This window comes from Bacillus cereus group sp. Sample62 (assembly GCF_036851315.1).
GTDB lineage: Bacteria > Bacillota > Bacilli > Bacillales > Bacillaceae_G > Bacillus_A > Bacillus_A wiedmannii.
Genome location: NZ_JAFLPK010000001.1, coordinates 1,533,732 through 1,555,944, shown reverse-complemented (window position 1 = coordinate 1,555,944; position 22,213 = coordinate 1,533,732). Strand labels below are relative to the sequence as shown.

The following is a 22,213-nucleotide window of genomic DNA, read 5'->3' as shown; positions in this document are numbered from 1 at the left end:
AACAAAAAGATTTTGCAATGTTTTTTTCTATGTAAAATGCTTTAACCTTTTTACCACTAGAAATTATTCGTATAACTTACTTCCAAATACAGCTTTTTCTAAATTAGATAGACGTTTTAAAATGTCCGTATTCGTGTTGTTATATACAGGTTGTGCAACTGGTGTTTGTACAACTGGTTGTTGTGGCACTTGCGTTGCTACTAATTTCTGTTCCTCTAATTCACGCTTTAAACGAGCATTTTGTTGCTTTAATTGATCAAACTCCTTGTGGAAAGCTTCATAGTCTTTAATGATCATATCAAGAAACTTGTCTACTTCTTCTTGTTGATAGCCTCTCATGCCTGTTTTAAATTCTTTTTCTAAAATATCTTTCGCCGTTAATTTAATTTTATCCGAAATCATTTTCTTCACCTCAAATTTTTGCCAAAACTTTCATTACCTAAATTTTTTCAGAAACAATGCCTTTTGTCAATCATATATACGAGTACTATATTACATATTACTCAGCATTATTCCACTGTTCCTCTTCTATTATATCTTGTAAATCAGAAAAAAGAATGAAATAACTGTGATAATTTTCTATTTCTCCTTTTTTCTTTGCTGCTTCTACAATATATTTGGGACTCCCTGGTTTTTCTTCATCATATACAGCTAAAAGTGCATCACTTTTTTCAATAAAAAATTGATTTTTTAATTTAAATTGTTCCGGGCTTTCGTACTTCCGTTTCGTAATACTATCAATATGGTCTGCTTGAGAGAGAATACATTCGTAATATTCACGGTTATCTTCCTTCCAGCTTTCTTCTTGTTCTAAAAACGGAGTAAATACCGCTAATTTTAGATCTGGATATTCTACTTGAATTTCAAAAACAACTTCAGCAGCCCATAATTCGACTCCTAACTGCCCACTTATTATCACCCATTCCAAACCTTCTTCTACAAAAGTAGTTAATTTTCGGTGCAATGCTTTTTTTATACATTCCACCCCTGGATGATCATTTTTAAATATACCAAGTTCAAATGGCTTATATCCCGTTACAGCAATAACTTTCATATTAACACTCCAATTACAAAAAAAGAACTAGCATTTCGCTAGTTCTAACATATCATTTACTTTTTAAATATTCCACCAACGTTTGGTCCAATATTTGGACCTACTGGTGATACATTGTTTGGTAAAAATGGCGATACATTTGGTCCGAATGGTGATACGTTTGGTCCAAACGGAGATACATTTGGTCCTGGACCAAATGGTGATACATGATGTCCATGATGTCCATGATGTCCATGACCACATGGTCCACATCCACCGCCGAATCCTGGATCGATTGGGTCTACAACATTTACATTCGAATTTGTTTGTGGGAAGAAGTTTTGGTTTTTAATTTGTTGATGATGAACATGTGTTGTATGTGTTGGGAAAATGTGTGGCACCACCGTTGTTGAAAAAGAATGTGTTACACACTGTTTCGTCGGATGAATGACAGGAGCAGTTGTACAGATAGGTCCTACAGGCTTATGCCCTCCAAAACAAGGATGACAATGATGCATAGTTTTTTCTCTCCTCTCTCGTTAAAAAAATCTGACTACACTTTACAATATGAGGAAAGAGGGAAAGCCGTTTGTTATATATACCCATTTATTACAAGGAAATTTGTCTAGCCTTCTGCTTTATACGTAATGCTTTTTATAGACAACCCCCCAAGATTACTTACCAAAAAAACCTCCAACTTGCTTTACAATACCCGTCACTTGGTTCATCGCATTCATCATTTGTCCAGCTGTATTCATCATTTTATTTACATCATAGTTACCATCTGAGTTTTTAAATTGGGAAACAAAACTAGAAAATTGACTCGGTTGCTGTTGTTGTTTTTGTTTATTCTGCGTCGGGTACGGTTGTTTTGGTGGATAAAACATCGCTTGTTGATTTCCATAGGGAGATGGTGGTGGCATATAGTATTGTGAATTCATATAAGATTGCTGTTGTTGATCCATAAAGGACTGCTGCTGTTGATTCATATAAGGTTGCTGTTGTTGATTCGTATAGGGTTGCTGCTGTTGATCCATATAGGGCTGCTGTTGTTGATTCGTATGGGGTTGCTGCTGTTGTTGTGGTTGATTCATAAACGACACTTCAAATGGCTGGTAATAATTTTGATTTCCATAATTAGGCTCGAAAGGATACATATTATACCGTAAATATGTATCCGTATTATATTGGTACATATTTTGCTGTGCATATGGATTAGATTGCTGATATACGTTAGATTGTTGAAACATGCATTCTCTCCTCCTTCACATAAGTTTCTACATATATAATATGTACTTGTAAAATAATTTGTGTGGCGGAGTATCTGTCTATTTTTGTCGGAAGTTTAAATTTTTAAAAAATTAAAAAAGAAAACCCTTCCATGCTATGATAATGAAGAAGAAGATTCTCATGGGGGAGGAATCAACATGGTATTAGGGGATTTAAAACAAGCGTTTTCTCAAAAAAAGGGGTATTACACAGAGAATGTAAATGAATTGTTAGACTTTGCGAGACATTGGTATCTCGAAGGAAAAATATGCATTTCAGATTACCGAACATTAATAAAAGAATTAGAAATAAACGGTGCAACAAAACCTACAACAATGACAGAAGCATAAAAAAACAAGAGGGTTTCCCCTCTTGTTACTTACATTGCTCAATTATATTTTGCAAAGTATACGAAATGGCTTGATGTGTTTCAAAGAATCGCTTACCTTTACCTTTATTTACAAAACATTGCAACACATTTGTCTGTAAATTATCGTACACTTGATCAATTTGCTGTACATGTATATACTTCGGTTTTTCTTCCTTAATCCATTTATAAGCTAATTCTTTCCACACTTTTAATTCCTCATCTACCATATCTACAAATGGTTTCATATCCTTATAAAAATCGTACTCAATCATTTCTCTTTTTTTCACATTCGCTTCATTATTATACTGCATGAGTTTTTCTGAAGATTGTATTAATGCTTCATACTTCATTTTATTCCCACCTTATTATGCACTCACTACGACGTTTTGAAATGCCTTCACCCAATTCCCTTTTTCTTCGTGATGCACTAATTTATTTTCCATATGCTCAATATGCATTTCTGTTATTTCTATCTTATTGCATATTTTTTCACTCGTATCCTTCAATGCATGATTCATTCTAATCCCTATATTCATTTCCAGCAAATCGAGAGAACTTAACATTTGATCCATTGTTTTCATTACATCTTCCTTCTGAACCATCGCCATATATAAAACGCCCCCTTCTTTGCTTTTCCTTTGTCATGTAATTTCGCCGAATGAATCCTCACTCCTGCTCACATGACAAAACTAGTTGTTATTCGTCAAAGAAATCATTTTGTATGTCATTTATAGAAATGGTAACAATACAAAAAGGAGGTGTATGAAAATGGCAAAGAACAAAAACGAAAAAAAGAAAAAACAAAACAAACAAAATAAACCCGAGACCGGCAACCCTAAGTTAGATGGTCCAAACTTCCCTGCTACATAAAGTGAAGCTTTAGCGCTTTTACAACAAGCTAATTTCTGAAGCATCCTTAATCTCTTATATTCATTACGTTTTGAGATTAAATTCTTAGCATACACGGCAGGATTACTTCACATTAAGAAGTCCCGTCTTCATTTATGAAGACGGGACTTCTTTTTTATTATATCACGAACTCATCCATCCTTTTAACAAAACGATTTACAATAGAAGCAACATAGATTTGCTCCCTCTTTCTTTTATACCATTCTGTTATATCAACTTCACCTTTATATTCTTTCAGTAAAAACAACTTATTTATTTCCGTATCTCTACAAAACCAATCTCTCATACTTATTTCCTTATGTGCAACGACAGGATAAACCTCTCTAAGGGCTGGCGTACAAGATTTTCTAGCTTCTCTTACATAATATTCATAATCTGCTCTTGATCCTGTGTGTATAGTTTGCAATGCAAACCTATGGAATAAACTTTTATAATTCGGATGAAACAGTAACTCCGCTAATTTCTGCCCTAGTTCTATACGCTTTTGTAATGTTTCAAATTGATAAACTGAAAAACCATACATCCTCCCTTCAACAGTCGGAAAAATAACAGCACTAATATGAAGCATTTCTTGCAATTTAAAAAGTGCAGTATGGAATACATGTTTTTCAAAATATGTATTCTCAATAACTGGTTTTTGAATTTTATTTTGCTCATTTATAATAAGCGCTGTCATGAGCCTATTTATATCTTTTTTTTCCCAAAAATAAACCCATTCTTTTTCCATGAAAATTGATACGTTAAAATATTGTAACAAATAGAATAGTGGTACTTGCCTCCTCTTACTTTCTTCGTATAACAATAGCTGAGGAAATGCATCTAAAAAAATAATCCAATTCGCTTCTTCATAAGTCCGAAACAAATGTTTTTTTACTGTTTGAGGTAAAACAGTAGCATAATATCTCCCTTTTAAATCAGTCATATTCCATCCCGCATTTCTCGAGACCATACTTGCTAAAAAGGCCCACCTAATTTCACTGTTCCTTACATAATATTCTTGATAAGACTGTGTTCGAGAAATGTTGTCCATATTAGCTATTTCTATTTCCCTCTTAATGTTATAAACGATTGTTTTTTCTTCGTCTGTACAAACCATATTTTTACGATATTGTTTAATTTTTTCATAATCATTCCATGTAAACATAAATACGTCATCATACCTTTCTTCAAAAAGGTCACATCTTTTTTCATTTTTTGTTATAATCACCTTTGTAAGTAATTCTTAGCAAGTTGGGAGTGGACACACTATGACCATTCGTTACCCAAACGGAAAACGGTACAATCAAGCTTCACAACCTCATAAAACACCAATTAAAAAACATACTTATAGTAATAGAGGTATGTCCCTTGAAGAGGAATTGAATGAAACAAATGAATATTACTTAACCCATAATATTGCATGTGTACATAAAAAACCTACACCTCTTCAAATTGTAAAAGTAGATTACCCCGCTCGAAGTGCTGCAGTGGTAAAAGAAGCGTATTTTAAACAACCTTCTACAACAGATTACAACGGTGTATACAAAGGGAAATACATCGATTTTGAAGCGAAAGAAACAAAAAATAAAACCAGCTTTCCACTTCAAAACTTCCACCTTCATCAAATTGAACATATGAAGCAAGTAATCGCGCATGATGGAATTGCATTTGTTATTATTAAATTTACACTTTTTGATGAACTTTATTTACTAGATGCAAAACATATTATTGCATTTTGGAATCGTCAAAATACTGGTGGACGGAAATCGATTACGAAAGAAGAAATAGAAGAGCATGGATCTTTATTATCATGCGGTTATCACCCTCGGATTGATTATATCCGTGTACTAGACACGGTTTATTTTTCGTGATAGAGTCATCACTAAGGCTCTTTTTTCGACTTTTGGGGAGAGAATGAAAGGTAGGAGAAAGTATAATGTCAGATAATTATCGTTCTCGTACAGAACGAAATCATGTAAAAAATCAAAAGCAAGAAACAAATAAAGAAAAAAAACCAAAGAAAAAAGGCTCCTTTTTTAAAAAATTCCTTATAGGTTGTCTACTTCTTGGTATCGTTGGTCTTATAGCTAGCGTTTCCGCTTTCTTTGTTATGGTGAAGGACGCTCCAAAATTAGACAAATCAAAACTTGTCAATCCTTTATCAACAAAGTTTCTTGATAAGAATGGGAACTTTTTCTATGAATACGGTGCTGAAAAACGAACCCACGTTACGTATGATCAAATTCCAAAGGTAGTTGAAAGTGCATTCCTTGCAACTGAGGATTCACGTTTCTATGATCATAATGGAATTGATTTTAAACGAACTACAAAAGCAGTTATGGAAAATGTCACTGGAGGGTTCGGGTCTCAAGGTGGTAGTACGATTACACAACAAGTAGTCAAAAACTATTTTCTAACGATGGACAAAACTGCGAAGAGAAAAGTACAAGAATGGTACCTATCTTACAAATTAGAGCAACAATACTCTAAACATGAGATCTTAGAAATGTACTTAAATAAGATTAACTTAGGTAACCGTTCGTACGGTATTGCAACAGCAGCCAAAAAATATTATAACAAAGATTTAAAAGACTTACAGTTACATGAAGCTGCAATGCTTGCTGGTTTACCCCAAGGCCCTAATATTTATGACCCAACAAAACAAGACAACGTTGAACGAGCGACACAACGTCGTAACGTCGTATTATCATTAATGAATCGACATGGTTATATAACAAAAGATGAAATGAATAACGCAATGAAAATCTCTGTAACTGAAGGTCTTCAGCCATCTTCAGAAGTAACAGAGATGAAGTATCAAGCATTTTTAGATGCGGTTGTAAAAGAAGTTGAAAAAGAATATCCTGATGTAAATATTGGTTCAGATGGTTTAACGATTCATACAACACTTGACCAAGATGCTCAAGATTATGCTGAAAAAATTATGGATGGCAATCTTATTAAGTATCCAAACGATCAATTCCAAGGATCATTCGTATTTATGGATACACAATCTGGAGAAGTTCGAGCAATTGGAGCTGGGCGTAAAGAAAGTAAGTCTACTTTCAAAGGTCATAATATGGCCACTGATTTAAAACGCCAAGTCGGTTCCACAATGAAACCAATTTTCGACTATGGTCCGGCAATTGAGAATTTACAATGGTCTACATACCATCAATTAAATGACTCAGAGTATACGTATTCCAATGGTAAAAAAATACGAAATGCAACAAATAGTTATAAAGGTGACGTTTCACTACGTGAAGCACTGAAAAAATCATTAAACATTCCGGCTTTAAAAACAGCTCAAGCGGTTGGTCTTCCTAAGTCACAAGCGTTTTCTGAAGGCTTGGGCATGACATTTAAAGACGGCAAAACATTTGAATCAACAGCAATTGGTAGTAACGATAGTTCTCCATTACAAGTAGCTGGGGCGTATGCCGCATTTGGCAATGACGGTGTGTATAATAAGCCTCACTTCGTAAAAGAAGTCATCTTCCCAGACGGGAAAAAGAAAAACTTTAAACCGAAAGAACAACGTGCAATGCACGACTATACAGCTTACATGGTGACTGACGTTCTTCGTGACGTAGTAAAACCTGGTTCTGGTGGTACAGGTCCAACAGCATACGTTTCAGGTATTGACGTAGCAGGTAAAACAGGTACACAAAACTTTGACGAAGACGTTATAAAAGAATACGGTATTCCAGCTGATGCAAACAGAGACAGCTGGTTCGCTGGATATACACCGCAATATACAATGGCAGTATGGACTGGTTACGAAAAAAATGGCCCAGAAAACTACATTAGTGATCGTTATACTAGAATTGCACAGCAAATGTTCCAAGTAATGATGAGTAAATTCGCTACAGATAAATCTCGTTTCGAACGCCCTTCTTCTGTACAAGAATTAAATGGTGAATTGTACGTAAAAGGCGCTAAGAAAGATGCAGTGAAGCAAATTAAAGTAGATGCACCTAGTGGTCTTAATGTCACTTTCGATGGTGCTAGCACAGTTACACTAAACTGGTCTGGACCAGCAGAAGTTGATGCGTATGCAGCAAGCTATAAAGCGACTGACGGCTCAAGTGGTAGCCTATCAATAAGTGGTACGAAAGCTACTCTTGGTGGTATTAAACCAGGCGTTACTTACAGCTTCTCTGTAGTAGCGAAAAAAGGTACTGGAACAAGCCCTGCAATTGGTGCATCCTTCACTGCACCTGGCGGAACTCCAGACCCGAAGAAAGCTGAAGAAGAGGCTGCCAAAAAGAAAGCCGAAGAAGAAGCTAAGAAAAAAGCTGATGAGGAAGTACAGAAAAAAGCTAATGAAGATAAACTAAAACAAGAAGAAGCTCAGAAAAAAGCTGCTGAAGAACAGCGTAAACAACAAGAGCAACAACAGCAACAAGAACAGCAGCAACAACAAGAACAACAACGTAAACAACAAGAAGAAGCTCAGAAAAAGGCTGCTGAAGAAGCAGCCGCTAGAAAGAAAGCCGAAGAAGAAGCTGCTAGAAAGAAAGCTGAAGAAGAGGCTGCTAGAAAAAAAGCTGAAGAAGAACAACAAAAGCAACAAGAACAACAACAAAATACCGGAGGAGATACACCTCACGCAGACGGAAATGTTGTTACAACAGAGTCTTAATACAAAAAAAGAAGTCCTTTCTCTTAACGAGAAAAGGACTTCTTTTTTGTTATCATTTTCTTAACATATAGCTTTTCTATTTCAATATACAACTGCGCTAACTGAATATAGGAATGATAATTATTCGGTTTCTTTATAATGAACGAATATCGCTCCATAAAATTTACTGGTTGCACTTCCAATTCACTCGTGAAATCTTCCATTTCATTCAAACTATGAACAGGTTGCTCATTTAGCCAATATATAATCGATAACAAATGTGCCGCAAAAAGAATCATTGGACCTTCAGCTTCTTGCTTATTTCTGTTTCGAAATAGTGTGGCAATGTCTTCATGCTTACTTTTCCATACATTCAACAGTACAGGAATACTATTTTCAATTTCATTCCATGGCTCATATTGTCTTTCAATATCATGTATAAAGTAAGTATTTTGTATTATTTCTTCAAAAGATTGGTCTGTGTGATACGTAATTGAATTCGCACTCTCTTTAAAAAATGGTACGCACCGAAACTCTTTCGGTATTTCTATAACTCGCTCCATCTTTTATTTCCCCTTCATTCGTTTCTTTCCTTCGCGACATATTTCTAGTAATCGGCACTCTTCACATTGTGGTCGTTGCGCCTTACAGTAATAACGTCCAAAGAAAATCATACGGTGGTGTGTAACTCCCCACTCATCCATTGGAATTTTCTTCATCAATGTCTTTTCCACTTCTAACACAGAATCTTTCCATCTACAAATTGCTAACCGTTTACTCACTCTCTCTACATGCGTATCAACAGCAATCGCTGGAATTCCAAATGCAACCGAAACAACTACATTCGCTGTCTTTCTTCCTACTCCTGGTAATTTCGTCAGCTCGTCACGGTCTTCTGGAACTTTCCCGTTATAATCATCTAGCAACATCTGGCACAATTTTTGAATGTTTTTCGCCTTATTTCTAAACAATCCAATGGAACGTATATCTTGTTGTAATTCTTCTAAAGACACGCTTAAATAATCTTCTGGTGTTTTATATTTTTGAAATAAATTTTTCGTCACTTTATTTACAAGTGCATCTGTACATTGTGCAGATAACGCCACCGCAATTACTAATTCAAATGGATTATCATGAATTAATTCACAATGTGCTTCTGGATACATATCCGCCATTGTGTCTAAACAATAGCGAATTTGCGTTTTATTTAACATATACTTCCTCCTATATTACTGCTCCAACCAATTATAAAAAGGCACTTTCCCAGTGAATTTCGTCTCTTGTTTTGTCGTTTGCTGCGTTCGTTGTTGATTTTCTCTAAATTTCCGTCCTTGGTTTTGGGCTTGATCTATTGTTTTAATACCATTCTTTTTCCACTCAAATAAAATACGATCAATATATCGGAAATTAAGCTTACCACTCATTACAGCTTCCCTGAGGGCCGCTTGAATTAAATTCGGATGATGTTGATCTTGATCTTCCCACATACCCAACGTTTCACATTCAAACGGAGAAAGTGGTCTTCCAAATTCTCTTTCAAATACTGTATATAAATTTACTTGCAGTTGTTTTATTTCTTTTTGTTCTTCCTCTACTGATTCATTCATTAAGAAATGCAATATTTTTTCCCATAGCGGTTGTAAAGAATAACTTTCACACATCATCGCTTCTGATTTTTGTCCACCTTCTAGTGATAAAAAACCTTTTTGAATCAATGTCTGAATTACTTCCATACATTTCATTTCAGTAATCGTCATCCGTTCTGAAATCTCTGACGGAGTCGGAAACGAATTGCCCGATTCTAAAAATGTGTGTACATGAAGTACAACCATAAATTCCATTTCATTTAACCCTAATTTTTTATAATGCATCATAAGTAATTTTGGAATTGCAATGCTTCCCTGCTCAAACCACTGTAACATCATTTTCTTTTTCATCACCAAACACCTCGCTCTCTAGTATAACACACCTTTCGCTATTTCTTTTTGCCACAATTCGTCAAAAAAACCTCCCTATTATGTAGGAAGGTTTTTTGTATTGCATTAATAAAATATACAATTAAGCTTGCACTTTACTTTTCATAAACGTATGAATGCGTTCTAATGCTTTCTCTACTTGTTCAAGAGATGTCGCATATGATAAACGAACATTATTTGGAGCACCAAATCCTGTACCTGGTACAAGAGCCACTTTTTCCTCTTCTAATAGAGCTTTTGCCCAATCATCCACAGTTTCGTATCCTGATAAAGCTACAGCTTCTTTTACATTAGGGAATAAGTAAAATGCACCTTGTGGTTTAATGCAAGTAAAGCCAGGGATTTGAATTAATTTATCATAAATAATGTTTAATCTTTCTTCAAATGCTTGACGCATTGTTTCTACAGGTTGTTGTGAGCCTGCATATGCTGCAATTGCACCGTATTGAGCGATTGACGTAGGGTTTGACGTACTATGGCTCGCTAAGTTCGTCATCGCTTTAATAAGCTGCTTATTTCCTGCTGCATATCCAATACGCCATCCTGTCATAGAATGAGATTTAGATACACCATTAATAATAAGTGTTTGTTCTTTTAATGCATTAGAAAGCTGGGCAATCGAAGTATATTCTGCTCCACCATAAATTAACTTTTCATAAATTTCATCTGAAACGATTAAAATATCGTGTTCTAAACATATTTCTCCAAGCTGTTGTAATTCCTCTTTGCTATAAATCATTCCTGTTGGATTGCTCGGTGAATTAATAATAACTGCTTTCGTTTTCTCTGTAATTGCCTCACGCAGCTGCTTCGCTGTAATTTTGTACTCATTGTCTTCCAGGCCTTCTACGTAAACTGGCTTACCTCCAGCAAGCTTTACTTGCTCAGGATAACTTACCCAATAAGGAGTTGGGATGATAACTTCATCTCCTTCATCAAGCAACACTTGGAATAATGTATATAATGCATGCTTTGCACCGTTACATACAATAATTTCAGATGGATCATACGCAATTCCTTGATCACGTGTAAACTTCTTCACAATTTCTTGTTTTAACGCTTGTAATCCACCTGTTGGTGTATACTTCGTATGTCCTTCTAACATCGCTTTATGTGCAGCATCCATAATATGTTCTGGCGTATTAAAGTCAGGTTCTCCTGCTCCTAATCCAATTACATCATGACCTTCTGCTTTTAATGCTTGTGCCTTTGCTGTAATTTCTAAAGTTGCAGATGGTGTTAAAGCAGCTACTCGCTTTGCTAATTTCATTTGTAGTTCCCCCTACATCTATTTTTCAATGCTGTAGTGACCAGCATAAGCCCCATTTTGAAACTCTAAATAATAATACGTATAACGATCTTCCTGATCAATATATGTAATTTCCCACAACGGAATATCGTTTTGAGCACCTAATTTTACTTTTATAATTTCTTTTGGCTTTGGCTTTGGCTCATCGCCTTTTCCTGTAGCTTGTTCAGCCAACTTTTGCAAAGCTTCTTTTTCAGGAATACCTTCACTCTTTTTCTTCACAAGGACATTCCCTTTTTTATTAGGCACCCAAACAATAATTTGTTCTCCTTTTTCGTCTACACCTTGTACGACTGTATATGAAGATTCTCCATTATAATAATCTACAGATTTTACTTTTGTAAGCTTTGCCTTTTCTTTTGCAATTTCTACAGATTTTTCCTCTTTATGGATTTTCTTTTCCATTGCTTTATTATAAACATACGCCCCATATATTCCGCTAGCAACGATTACGATAACGATTGCAAAGATCCACTTTTTCATTGTATCACTACGTTCTGTAAATCGTAAATACAGCTGTTTCTTTATCTTTTTCGTCTAATGCTAATCCGAACATGAGGTCCTGCTCTTTTAACGTACGATTCAAACTATCAACGATTTTATACAAGTCAGACGAATATTTAAGACGCGTCGTTGATAGGACTTCGATTTTCTTATCCATGAAAAAACTCCTCCGTTACACAAAAATTTCTAATTATAGAAGAACGCAATACGGTTACAATAAGAGTACATTCTTTACAACCCCTGCTTCATCACCCATCTATTATAGCAGGACATGTACTGCAAAAAAAGGTTTCAAGTCGAAAACCAATACATTTTGTATACAAGAAGTAAGAAAAATAAAATTCCTCCTACCCACATTTTTTACGCCTGAAGCTTAAATGTACTTCAGGCGTATTTTTCTTCCAATTTTATTTATTTGGTCGTTCCTTTAATTGTTCTAATAATTCTTCTAAAGGGCCTTCATAAAGCGGAACAGTTGGGATTGATTGTAAAAAACGTTTTCCATAAGAAGCGCTTGTCAAACGACGGTCTAATACAAATACTGTTCCGGTATCTGTACTTGTTCTAATCAGACGACCAAATCCTTGTTTGAAACGCAAGATTGCTTGCGGGAGTGCTAACTTAGCGAATACGTCCTCTCCTTGATTTTGTAACCACTCTCCTTTTGCTTCCATCATCGGTTGATGAGGAGGCGTAAAGGGCAGCCGGACAATAACAAGACAACTAAGGGCATCTCCTGGTATATCTATCCCTTCCCAAAAACTACTTGTTCCTAACAAAATTGATTTGTCGAACTCTTGAAATTTACGAATGAGACGACTTCGGCTCTTATTATTCACACTTTGCGTTAATAATAAATACCCCTCTAATTCCTCATCATTTTTCAAATTCGTATACGCTTCTTTCAACATTTCATACGAAGTGAATAAAACAAGCATTCTACCTTTTGTAGCTTTCGCTATTTTTGCAATATGTGCCGACACAGATTCAATATATTCTTCATTACTTGCTTGCTTAATAAAAGGCACATCTGTTGAAACCATTAATTTCATCTGTTCTTCAAAACGGAACGGTGACGGAACCTGTAATGTATTGGGAGCAAAATCATGTAAACCTAGCTCCTCTTTTATATAGTCAAATGAATCGTTTACTGTTAACGTTGCTGATGTGAAAATAACACTCTTTTTCTGTGTGAAAAATTCATCAGCAAGCCTTTCACCAATATGAACAGGCTGTGCATATAAAACGGTTGAATGAATTGTTCCCTTCGTTTCAGTCTCCATCCATGTCACGTATGAATTTTTTTCTAAAATGAGTAATTGTAAAGATTGTTCCATCTTTCTCAACAACTCAATTAAATGCATAAACTCACCTGTAACAACATGCATCTCCCATTCTAATTTACTTTGCAATATATCAACTTGCTTCTCAAGTGTAGTCAATAATTTCCTTACATCGTATACAAAACGATTTGTTAACTCGGTAATGCTATCCCATAACTTACCTTTCTCTACTTCCGTGTTATATCGATAAATGAGTGGCATATTGCTTATCCCTTGTTCCTGCTTTGTTTGTTTAAAAATGAAAGCACGTAACATTTGGAATAGCTCATCCGCATCAAATTTCAATTCCTTCAAACTATGACTCACCATACGGAAAGTCGAACGAGAGGCTTGCTCTGATTTTTTCATCATTTTATATACTTTAGAAAGTACATCATCTGTTTCTAGCGTACCAAGACGAGATAAAACTAATTGAAAATACATACAGGAGAACTGTTCACCTAATGTTCTACTCGCCGCTTCCTCGATATGATGAGCTTCATCAAAAATAATATGTTCACATGAAGCAAATAGTGGTTCTTCACATGAAAAATCTTGAAATAATAACGCATGATTTGTAATAACGATATCTGCAAATAATGCTTTATTCTTTGCTCGTTGATAAAAACAACGGCTATACCAGTTGCTTTGCATCCCGCCTGGACTATGCACATCACTACAAATGCGGTTCCAAAGTAACTTTCCGCCCTCAGGAATATTTAATTCATCACGATCCCCAGTTTCTGTTTGCAATAACCACACTAAAATTTTTGCCTTTGTGAGCGCCATATCATAATTTTTCTCTTCCTCTTGCAAAGCATATTCAAATTTATGTAGACAAAGATAATGCTTTCTTCCTTTCAAAAGAGCTACTTCAAATGAAAATGGCATTATTTTCTGTAATAATGGAATTTCTTTTTCTAATATTTGTTGTTGCAGTTGTACTGTTTGGGTACTTATGATGACAGGTTCTTCTTTTTTCGTTGCAAAATAAATACTTGGAAGTAAATATGCAAGAGTCTTCCCTGTTCCTGTTCCTGCTTCAATTAATGAAAACCTAGAATCTCTTAGTGCTGTATATATTTCCTTCATCATAATCTGTTGGCTTTCTCTTTTTTCAAACTTTGGCATATTCAATTCAAGTTTATCGATTGCCTTATGCAAGAAAGCATCAAATTTAGATGAACATGTTTCACTGAGATTTAAAGCATAATTTCGTTTTCGAAGCGCAATATTTCGATATACTTCATACCTCTCTGCCGCTTTTCTACCATGCATCATTTTCTTTAAAATATTTTCAGAAAGTACATCCGCTATATCACTTTGAAAAACATCGCTCAATTCATAAAGCGATTGCAAGGTGACAAGTGGTAAATTTTCAATTTCATTCAAAAATTGTAAAAATAATTCCGCTGTTGCAAGAGCATCACTATCCGCACGATGCGGTTGATTGTGCTCTAATTCATGTTGTTTAGCTAAATCACGTAATTTATAACTATCAGCCGTCGGCAAAAGAATTTGCGCCAACTCAACTGTATCAACTTTCGGACAATGTACTTCTGTATATCCAGCACGCCTTAATTCTTCTGTTAAAAAATTCCAATCAAAGTGAACGTTATGTGCAACGAAAGCTGCACCTTGCAATAGCTCAACAACCATCGGGGCTACATCTTGAAATAACGGGGCTTGCTTAACCATACTCTCATCAATCCCTGTTAATTCTGTAATAAATGGCGGAATCTCTCTCTTCGGATTAATAAAAGATGAAAAAATCTCTAATATCTCTCCATCTTCCACTACAACAGCTGCGATTTGGGTAATTTTATCCTTCCCGTCCTTCCAGGAGTTCCCTGTCGTCTCTAAATCCACAACGACATAACGCTTACTCATATATGTAACACCTCAATTTCTTACCTATCAAACGCAAAATTATATAATGTTACTATACCACGTTTTATCTCATCTTAATGAAAAGATGCACAAAAAAGCTATCTCCGTAATAGAGATAGCCTTCTTACTTATAATATCGTACCCGCTTTTTCAGCGCCTAACATTTGGATAATTTGATTATTATCGTCTAATACTGCAATTTTCGGCTCTTGGTTATGAATATTTTCTTCTGCCACTAAACCGTAGCAAATAATAATAACTTTATCCCCTGGCTGTACAAGCCTTGCAGCTGCACCATTTAAACAAACAACACCGCTACCGCGTTCTCCTTTAATAACATATGTCTCTAAGCGAGCACCATTATTGTTATTTACAATTTGTACTTTTTCATTTTCTACAATATTTACTGCATCCATTAAATCTTCATCAATTGTAATACTACCTACATAATTTAAATTTGCTTCTGTTACCGTAGCGCGATGTAACTTCGCTCTCATCATTGTGCGAAACATAGATGCTCCCCCTTATTTAACCGTTAATGTTATATTGTCAATTAATCGTACATTTTCAAATTTAACTGCAATTGCTAAAATGATTCGTCCTTCAATTTTATCTATTACTTGTAGTGAAGGATAGGCATATAAATCAGCATAATCTACAGTGCCTTTCGTATACGTCTCAATATACTCTTTCACAAGAGTTGTAATGATTTCTGCATTACGTTCGCCTGCTTCAATTCTTTCTTTCGCTATACATAGACTGCGGTATAAATGAGGAGCCGCTTCACGCTCTTCTTGTGATAAATACACGTTACGAGAACTTTTCGCTAATCCATCTACTTCCCTTACAATATCCACCGGTACGATCGTAACCGGAATATTAAAATCAGCGACAAATCCTTCAATGACAGCAACTTGCTGTGCATCTTTCATACCGAAATAAGCACGCGTTGGCAATGTAATATTAAATAGTTTCATTAGTACAGTCGCAACACCAGCGAAATGACCAGGTCTTTGTTTGCCACATAATACATCGGTACGTTTCACAACTGCTACTGTTGTCGTTTGTTCTGCTGGATACATTTCTTCTACGCTCGGATAAAATAAATAATCTACACCGTTTTCTTTTGCTACATTTTCATCTCTATCAATATCACGAGGGTATCGATCTAAATCTTCATTCGGCCCAAACTGTAGTGGATTGACAAACACGCTTAAAACTACAATTTCATTTTCTGCTCTTGCCTTACGTAATAAAGTCGCATGACCTTCATGTAAATAACCCATCGTTGGAACAAAACCAATACTTTTTCCACTTATACGAAGTTCGTTTGTAATTTGCTGCATCTCTTGCACTGTAGTTACGATTTTCATTATTGTTTTCCTCCGTATAATGCTAAGCATTCTTCCTCTTTCATTGTGAATGAATGTTTTTCTTCTGGAAATTGCCCTGTCTTTACTTCAGTAACGTATTGTGAAATCCCTCGCACAATCTCCTCTTGAACAGACGTATATTGCTTTACAAATTTCGGAACACGATTTACGCCGTATGAGATAAGATCATGATAAACAAGTACTTGCCCATCTACTTTTTTCCCTGCTCCAATTCCAATCGTCGGAATTGTTAGTTGCTTAGAAATTAATTCCGCTAACTGCATTGGCACACATTCTAACACAAGCGCTATCGCACCAGCTTCCTCACATCTCTTCGCATCTTCTATTAATTTTTTTGCACTTTCAGCATCTTTTCCTTGTACTTTATACCCACCTAGTACTCCTACAGATTGAGGAGTTAAGCCTAAGTGTGCCACGACAGGAATTCCCGCATTCGTCAAGTAATGAATAGTTGATACCACTTCCCCTGCACCTTCTACCTTCAGTGCATGAGCACCACTCTCTTGAACAATGCGGCGCGCATTCACCATCGTATCTTGAGGCGACACATGATACGACATAAATGGCATATCAGTTACAATAAACGTCTCTTTCGCTCCTCGGCGTACAGCTTTCGTATGATGAATCATATCCTCTACTGTTACAGGTACTGTTGAATCGTAGCCGAGCACAACCATCCCAAGGGAATCTCCAACTAGAATCATATCAACTTCAGCTTCTTCTGCTAACTTAGCAGATGGATAATCATACGCCGTTAGCATCGTAATCGGCTCACCTTGCTCTTTCATCTTCAAAAAATCTGTTTTTGTTTTCAAAAACTACTCCTCCTTTATACAGGAGAGAGGAGATGGCCGAAATCATATAAAAAACCCCTCTGGCCATAAAAGGGCAGAAGGGTTGTGTGTTAGTCGGCATTATTCATCCCTCTGTCCCAGTCCGTTATTGGATCAAGGCAGAATCCAAGTTATTATTTTTCGTATTGCTTCGAATCATGGTGCAGTTCGCTCTGATACTGCCCACATTCGAACTAATTATAGCAAACTCCAAAAAGGAATTACTACATTTTTTTGAAAAAATAATTTTTATCCTCATTACGGTATGTGAAATTTTCATAACTAACGCACCCATAGAAAGGATAAATAGCTTTGTTTACATGCATTGTATAACTCGTGAACTAATGATGCAGGTTAATTGAGGAACGTACTTACAAAAGGAGAATTGCGAATGTTTATGAACAAATGGTTATTTCGATTCACCGGTCTGCTTGTGATGATTGTAGGGATGATAACTTTTAGCTCCTTCCATGCATTTGCCTCAGTTAACGTCGTAACACAACCTATCGATTCAACGAAAGTAATTGAGCTTGAATTAAACGATGATTACTTTCAGCCAAACGTCATCACGATTCCAATTGAAGAGTCAACCACATTGCTATTAAAAAACAAAGGTAAGAATGAGCACACCTTTACAGTGAAAAAACTTGGCATTGACGTCGTAGTCGAGTCAGGAAAAGAAAAAAATATTACCGTGAAACCTAAAAATACTGGTACATATGAATTAATATGCCGGTACCATCTTCTTAAAGGGATGGAAGGCAAAGTAATAGTCAAATGAAAAGAAGTTCCAAAAAGGAACTTCTTTTACTTAATTTCGATATCCGCGGAATGAATGTGATGTACTTTCCCTTCATGATCCTCTAGAAGTAATACACCATCCTCTGTAATTCCTTTTGCTACCCCTATAATTGTCTCTCTCATCGTTCGAGCGGTAATTTCTTTCCCGATGCTCACAGCGTAACTTTCCCAAAGAATTTTAATAACAGAGAAACCATTTTGTAAATACTCTTCATATAATTTTTCTAGTTGTAAAAAGATTTGTTGCATAAGCTCTGCACGAACAATTGGCTTACCAGATTCAATCGCTAAAGAAGTAGCAATATGCTGAATTTCCTCATCAAAATGTTCTTGCTTTTGATTCGCATTAATACCAATACCCATAATGACAGCATTAATTTTATCAGGATCCGCCTGCATTTCTGTTAATATACCTACAGCCTTTTTACCTTGAATTAAAATATCATTTGGCCATTTTATTCCTACGTTTACACCCATGCACTTTTCAATTGCTTGTGCAACGCTAACAGCCGCTAACAAAGTAAGTTGTGGTGCATGATGAACCGGGATTGATGGACGTAAAATAATACTCATCCAAATTCCTGTTCCTTTTGGTGAATACCATTTCCTGCTTAAACGACCTCTGCCTGATGTTTGTTCTTCTGCAACAACAATCGTTCCTTCTTCTGCACCTTCATAAGCAAGTTTTGCTGCAATATGCTGTGTGGATTCAACAGTTTCTTCAAAATATACAGTTCTACCAATATGTTTCGTTTGTAACCCTAACTGAATTTCATTAGCAGTTACTTTGTCTGGCTTACCCACAATGCGATAACCTAATCGACGCACAGCTTCAAGTTCATATCCCTCATTCCGAAGGTCCTCCATATGTTTCCACACAGCGGTTCTTGAACAACCAAGTTTATCACTAATCGTTTGGCCAGATACAAACGCGCCATCCGCTTCCGAAAAAACTTGCAATAACTGCTTTCTTATAGTAGATTGCATTCTTGCAGCCACTCCCTTATACACTCTTTCTCATTAACTACGTTTCCTTGTACGATTGCTTCCTCAATTTTTTGAATCATTTCAGCAACCCACGGACCGGGCTTTTTATTTGCCCAGTTTAATAAATCATTCCCAGTCACATTCATTTCTTGGCGACTCTTGATTGGCAATACTTCAAACAACGTTTGTACTCGTTTAACAGATGTATGATCATAGCTTTCAATCATCGCTTCATATACTCTTTCGGCCATTTCAGCGATATGAAGTCCCGTTTTATAAAGAAGGACTGTATCCCAATCCTTCTCCTTTCTCGTACGAATTGTTAATAAAACTGCGACGATATCTTTTATTTTTTTATTCGAAAACTTCCATTGACGTAAAAAGACAGATGGATGCTCTTCTCCGATACAATATAAGAAGAATGCCCATGCCTCAATGTCCGTTTCAAAAGAATCCCAGTTATACTGCGTAGCTTTTAATAATCTCTCTTCTGACATTTGTAAATATGGCAGATGAGAAAATAGCTTCGTTTCTACTAATTCTTGCAAGCCCTTCACGCAATATGTACCAGTTAACAGTTTCTCAAATTCCACTGTAATTCGCTCAATTGCAATATGTTCCAGTAAATGTCCATATGTTTCAATTGCTTGTTTCGTTTTCATTTCTAAAGAAAAACCTAACGTACTTACGAAACGAATACCACGCATCATTCGCAGGGCGTCTTCTTGAAAACGATCCGCAGCATTGCCAACTGTCACAATTTCTCTCTTTTGAATCGCTTCCTGTCCAGCAAATAAATCAACCATTTCGCCTTCTTCTGTCATCGCAATTGCATTCATTGTGAAATCACGACGTTTTAAATCCTCTTCTAATGAACGAACAAATTGAACACTACTAGGTCTTCGAAAATCTTCATATTCGCTCTCTGTTCGAAAAGTGGTTACCTCATAAGGTTCACCATTTTCTACCACAATTACAGTTCCATGCTCAAGACCAACAGGAACATGTCTTGGAAATATAGCCATCACTTCTTCTGGTAAAGCAGATGTCGCAATATCAATATCTCCAATCGGCCTATCGATAATAAGATCTCGTACGCTTCCACCGACAAAGTAGGCCTCATGTCCTTGTTGCTTTAAAGTCTCAATAATAGAGCTAGCTTTTTTAAATCTTTTCATTTTTGTCATCCCTTAGTACATCATAGTAAATCGTTTCATATTGTGAGACGATTTTTTCAGAGCGGAACTGCTCGTAAACACTTGCTCTTGCTCGCTCTCCCATATTACGGTGAAGTTCTTCATCCTTTAATAGCTGAATGGCTTGATTTGCCACTCCTGCTGGATTGCCAACTTCACATAAATATCCTGTTTCACCATGTTGAATGACTTCTGGAATACCTCCAACCCTTGTTCCGATACAAGGTACACCACACGCCATCGCTTCTAATAAAACAAGACCAAAACTCTCCTTCTCTGATAGAAGCAACATTAAATCACTCATCGCAAGTAGCTCTGCAACATTATCTTGCTTCCCTAAGAATAAGACGCGATCTTCAATATGTAGATTTTTCACTATCTGTAAAATCGTGCAAAATTCTGGTCCATCTCCAACAAGAAGCAACTTTGCATCTACTTCTGTAACAATTTTAGCAAATGCCTGAACAACATCTTGAACACGTTTCACTTTACGGAAATTTGAAATGTGAATTAGTATCTTTTCACTCTCACTTATACCGTATTCTTTCTTTAATTGAGACATATCACGCTTGAAATATACACGTTCGTCTATAAAGTTATATACCGTTTGAATGTTTTTATTTGGTTTTACAAGCTCATGCGTTTCGTTAATTAATGAATGCGAGACAGCCGTCACAACATCAGATTGCTCAATACCAAAACGAATTAAATTATTTAGCGAAGGGTCGGAACCTAACACAGTAATATCTGTTCCATGCAAGGTTGTAACAATTTTAATACGCTCTCCAATCATTTGTTTTGCTAGATAAGCACAAATTGCATGTGGTATTGCGTAATGCACATGTAAAATATCTAGGTTTTCTCTTTGTGCAACCTCTGCCATTTTACTCGCTAACGCTAAATCGTATGGTGGATATTGAAATACAGAGTATTGATTTACCGTCACTTCATGAAAATAAATGTTTGGATACACTTTATTTAACCGGAATGGTAAACCCGATGTAATAAAATGAATTTCATGCCCGCGTTCCGCTAATTGCTTTCCTAATTCTGTTCCAACAACTCCAGAACCACCTACAGAAGGATAACATGTAATACCTATTTTTAATTTCATTTACATCCCCCTATTAAATCAGCATGTAATAAAACCGGTTTCTTACTCATAAATCCCTCGGCATATAAGACTCCAACTTCTTTTCCAAACATTTTCTCTCGAGCGACCACAGTTTCAACATAACCTTCTGTTAACGGCGTTTTCACACCATCACTACTTGTTGAAAACTGACTTTCATATGCTTCTAATGCTTCCACTTTTATAGAAAGGTACTCACTTATATCTATACAAAAATTCGGTTTATGAAAACCATTAATCATATAATAATAAAAAGACTCCACACGATGTGGTGGAAGCTCTGGCATATATTTACGAATTCCCGCTGAAAAAATAGCTTCTTCCACAAGTTTTGCACAATTCGCATGATCTGGATGACGATCTTCATAATACGGCGCAAAAACTAGTTTTGGTTTATATGTACGAATCACCTTTACAATTTCACGTATATACTCTTCTTTCATATACAAACCACGGTCTGGCATCGCTAAATTCAGTCTCGTTTTTACTCCCATTATACGAGCTGCCGCCTTTGCTTCTTCTTTTCTCAATTCTATCGTTCCATTAGAAGAAAGGTCAGCTTCTGTTAAATCACAAATACCTACTTCATACCCTTGCTTCGTATATTTAGCAATGGTACCAGCCATGCCGATTTCAACATCATCGGCATGAGCACCAAACGCTAATATATGTAATCCACTCATAA

At 36.0% G+C, this 22,213-nt stretch carries 26 protein-coding genes; 5 read left to right on the top strand and 21 right to left on the bottom strand.

Annotation, left to right across the window (positions count from 1 at the left end):
* Positions 1–63: 63 nt before the first annotated feature.
* From gpsB to J0835_RS07920, 4 genes are all read right to left on the bottom strand, one after another.
* Positions 64–402: a cell division regulator GpsB gene (gene gpsB, locus J0835_RS07935; protein ID WP_000622425.1), complete on the bottom strand. Its 339-nt coding sequence runs from the start codon at positions 400–402 to the stop codon at positions 64–66.
* Positions 403–499: 97 nt separating this feature from the next.
* Entirely contained in the window at positions 500–1,054 is a 555-nt protein-coding gene (locus tag J0835_RS07930; RefSeq protein WP_000862919.1) for a DUF1273 domain-containing protein, read from the bottom strand.
* A gap of 56 nt (positions 1,055–1,110) precedes the next feature.
* On the bottom strand, positions 1,111–1,551 hold the full coding sequence (locus J0835_RS07925; protein WP_000546280.1) for a CotD family spore coat protein: 441 nt from the start codon (positions 1,549–1,551) through the stop codon (positions 1,111–1,113).
* 156 nt (positions 1,552–1,707) lie between these two features.
* Positions 1,708–2,283, bottom strand: coding sequence for a YppG family protein (locus J0835_RS07920; RefSeq protein ID WP_087980007.1), 576 nt, complete (start codon positions 2,281–2,283; stop codon positions 1,708–1,710).
* A gap of 177 nt (positions 2,284–2,460) precedes the next feature.
* On the opposite strand from J0835_RS07920, the gene J0835_RS07915 reads away from it, so the two are divergent.
* Positions 2,461–2,652 carry a YppF family protein gene (locus J0835_RS07915; protein WP_000242661.1) on the top strand — a complete coding sequence of 64 codons (192 nt, stop codon included), beginning with the start codon at positions 2,461–2,463 and terminating at the stop codon, positions 2,650–2,652.
* 25 nt (positions 2,653–2,677) lie between these two features.
* Here the strand turns inward: J0835_RS07915 and J0835_RS07910 are convergent, their stop codons facing one another.
* Positions 2,678–3,022, bottom strand: a complete 345-nt coding sequence (locus tag J0835_RS07910; protein WP_000872967.1) for a YppE family protein — start codon at positions 3,020–3,022, stop codon at positions 2,678–2,680.
* Positions 3,023–3,037: 15 nt separating this feature from the next.
* Complete coding sequence (locus tag J0835_RS07905; protein WP_001252042.1) at positions 3,038–3,280, bottom strand: hypothetical protein; 243 nt, start codon at positions 3,278–3,280, stop codon at positions 3,038–3,040.
* An 85-nt stretch (positions 3,281–3,365) separates the two neighbouring features.
* Between J0835_RS07905 and J0835_RS07900 the strand changes: the two genes are divergently transcribed.
* The gene (locus J0835_RS07900; RefSeq protein ID WP_001982922.1) at positions 3,366–3,542 is read left to right on the top strand and encodes a hypothetical protein; all 177 of its coding nucleotides are present in this window, start codon (positions 3,366–3,368) and stop codon (positions 3,540–3,542) included.
* A gap of 157 nt (positions 3,543–3,699) precedes the next feature.
* On the opposite strand, the gene J0835_RS07895 is transcribed toward J0835_RS07900, so the two are convergent.
* Positions 3,700–4,725 (bottom strand): DUF2515 domain-containing protein, encoded by a 1,026-nt coding sequence (locus J0835_RS07895; protein WP_087980800.1) that lies wholly within the window; start codon positions 4,723–4,725, stop codon positions 3,700–3,702.
* A 103-nt stretch (positions 4,726–4,828) separates the two neighbouring features.
* Between J0835_RS07895 and recU the strand changes: the two genes are divergently transcribed.
* Both recU and J0835_RS07885 read left to right on the top strand, forming a co-directional pair.
* Positions 4,829–5,431 carry a Holliday junction resolvase RecU gene (gene recU, locus J0835_RS07890; protein WP_000155591.1) on the top strand — a complete coding sequence of 201 codons (603 nt, stop codon included), beginning with the start codon at positions 4,829–4,831 and terminating at the stop codon, positions 5,429–5,431.
* 65 nt (positions 5,432–5,496) lie between these two features.
* Positions 5,497–8,205 carry a penicillin-binding protein 1A gene (locus J0835_RS07885; RefSeq protein WP_087980006.1) on the top strand — a complete coding sequence of 903 codons (2,709 nt, stop codon included), beginning with the start codon at positions 5,497–5,499 and terminating at the stop codon, positions 8,203–8,205.
* A gap of 23 nt (positions 8,206–8,228) precedes the next feature.
* Here the strand turns inward: J0835_RS07885 and J0835_RS07880 are convergent, their stop codons facing one another.
* The 10 genes from J0835_RS07880 to panB all read right to left on the bottom strand — a co-directional run bounded on the left by J0835_RS07880 (position 8,229) and on the right by panB (position 17,394).
* Positions 8,229–8,747 (bottom strand): YpoC family protein, encoded by a 519-nt coding sequence (locus tag J0835_RS07880; RefSeq protein WP_087980005.1) that lies wholly within the window; start codon positions 8,745–8,747, stop codon positions 8,229–8,231.
* A gap of 3 nt (positions 8,748–8,750) precedes the next feature.
* Positions 8,751–9,398 carry an endonuclease III gene (gene nth / locus J0835_RS07875; protein WP_002158563.1) on the bottom strand — a complete coding sequence of 216 codons (648 nt, stop codon included), beginning with the start codon at positions 9,396–9,398 and terminating at the stop codon, positions 8,751–8,753.
* A 15-nt stretch (positions 9,399–9,413) separates the two neighbouring features.
* The gene (gene dnaD, locus J0835_RS07870) at positions 9,414–10,121 is read right to left on the bottom strand and encodes a DNA replication protein DnaD (protein ID WP_087980004.1); all 708 of its coding nucleotides are present in this window, start codon (positions 10,119–10,121) and stop codon (positions 9,414–9,416) included.
* Between the two features lie 121 nt (positions 10,122–10,242).
* Positions 10,243–11,430 carry an aspartate transaminase AspB gene (gene aspB, locus J0835_RS07865; RefSeq protein ID WP_000761544.1) on the bottom strand — a complete coding sequence of 396 codons (1,188 nt, stop codon included), beginning with the start codon at positions 11,428–11,430 and terminating at the stop codon, positions 10,243–10,245.
* Positions 11,431–11,448: 18 nt separating this feature from the next.
* Positions 11,449–11,952, bottom strand: a complete 504-nt coding sequence (locus J0835_RS07860) for a cell wall elongation regulator TseB-like domain-containing protein (protein ID WP_087980003.1) — start codon at positions 11,950–11,952, stop codon at positions 11,449–11,451.
* Between the two features lie 7 nt (positions 11,953–11,959).
* Positions 11,960–12,130: a YpmA family protein gene (locus J0835_RS07855; protein WP_000358354.1), complete on the bottom strand. Its 171-nt coding sequence runs from the start codon at positions 12,128–12,130 to the stop codon at positions 11,960–11,962.
* Between the two features lie 250 nt (positions 12,131–12,380).
* Positions 12,381–15,185, bottom strand: coding sequence for an ATP-dependent DNA helicase DinG (dinG, locus tag J0835_RS07850; RefSeq protein ID WP_087980002.1), 2,805 nt, complete (start codon positions 15,183–15,185; stop codon positions 12,381–12,383).
* Positions 15,186–15,313: 128 nt separating this feature from the next.
* Positions 15,314–15,697 carry an aspartate 1-decarboxylase gene (gene panD, locus J0835_RS07845; protein WP_087980001.1) on the bottom strand — a complete coding sequence of 128 codons (384 nt, stop codon included), beginning with the start codon at positions 15,695–15,697 and terminating at the stop codon, positions 15,314–15,316.
* Positions 15,698–15,709: 12 nt separating this feature from the next.
* Positions 15,710–16,558: a pantoate--beta-alanine ligase gene (panC, locus tag J0835_RS07840; protein WP_087980000.1), complete on the bottom strand. Its 849-nt coding sequence runs from the start codon at positions 16,556–16,558 to the stop codon at positions 15,710–15,712.
* Positions 16,558–17,394, bottom strand: coding sequence for a 3-methyl-2-oxobutanoate hydroxymethyltransferase (panB, locus tag J0835_RS07835; RefSeq protein WP_000853116.1), 837 nt, complete (start codon positions 17,392–17,394; stop codon positions 16,558–16,560). The genes panC and panB overlap by 1 nt, the downstream gene beginning before the upstream one ends.
* A gap of 409 nt (positions 17,395–17,803) precedes the next feature.
* Here panB and J0835_RS07830 point away from each other — a divergent pair, with 409 nt between their 5' ends.
* Positions 17,804–18,193 carry a cupredoxin domain-containing protein gene (locus J0835_RS07830; protein ID WP_087979999.1) on the top strand — a complete coding sequence of 130 codons (390 nt, stop codon included), beginning with the start codon at positions 17,804–17,806 and terminating at the stop codon, positions 18,191–18,193.
* Positions 18,194–18,219: 26 nt separating this feature from the next.
* Here the strand turns inward: J0835_RS07830 and J0835_RS07825 are convergent, their stop codons facing one another.
* Genes J0835_RS07825 through bshB1 form a run of 4 tightly spaced genes read right to left on the bottom strand, consistent with a single transcriptional unit; the run spans position 18,220 to position 22,211 of the window.
* Positions 18,220–19,200 (bottom strand): biotin--[acetyl-CoA-carboxylase] ligase, encoded by a 981-nt coding sequence (locus J0835_RS07825; protein WP_087979998.1) that lies wholly within the window; start codon positions 19,198–19,200, stop codon positions 18,220–18,222.
* Complete coding sequence (locus tag J0835_RS07820) at positions 19,185–20,378, bottom strand: CCA tRNA nucleotidyltransferase (RefSeq protein ID WP_087979997.1); 1,194 nt, start codon at positions 20,376–20,378, stop codon at positions 19,185–19,187. The genes J0835_RS07825 and J0835_RS07820 overlap by 16 nt, the downstream gene beginning before the upstream one ends.
* A complete protein-coding gene (gene bshA, locus J0835_RS07815) occupies positions 20,365–21,510 on the bottom strand; it encodes an N-acetyl-alpha-D-glucosaminyl L-malate synthase BshA (protein WP_087979996.1) in 1,146 nt (381 codons plus the stop codon). Before bshA ends, J0835_RS07820 begins: the two co-directional genes overlap by 14 nt.
* Positions 21,507–22,211 carry a bacillithiol biosynthesis deacetylase BshB1 gene (bshB1, locus tag J0835_RS07810; RefSeq protein ID WP_087979995.1) on the bottom strand — a complete coding sequence of 235 codons (705 nt, stop codon included), beginning with the start codon at positions 22,209–22,211 and terminating at the stop codon, positions 21,507–21,509. Before bshB1 ends, bshA begins: the two co-directional genes overlap by 4 nt.
* Positions 22,212–22,213: the final 2 nt, after the last annotated feature.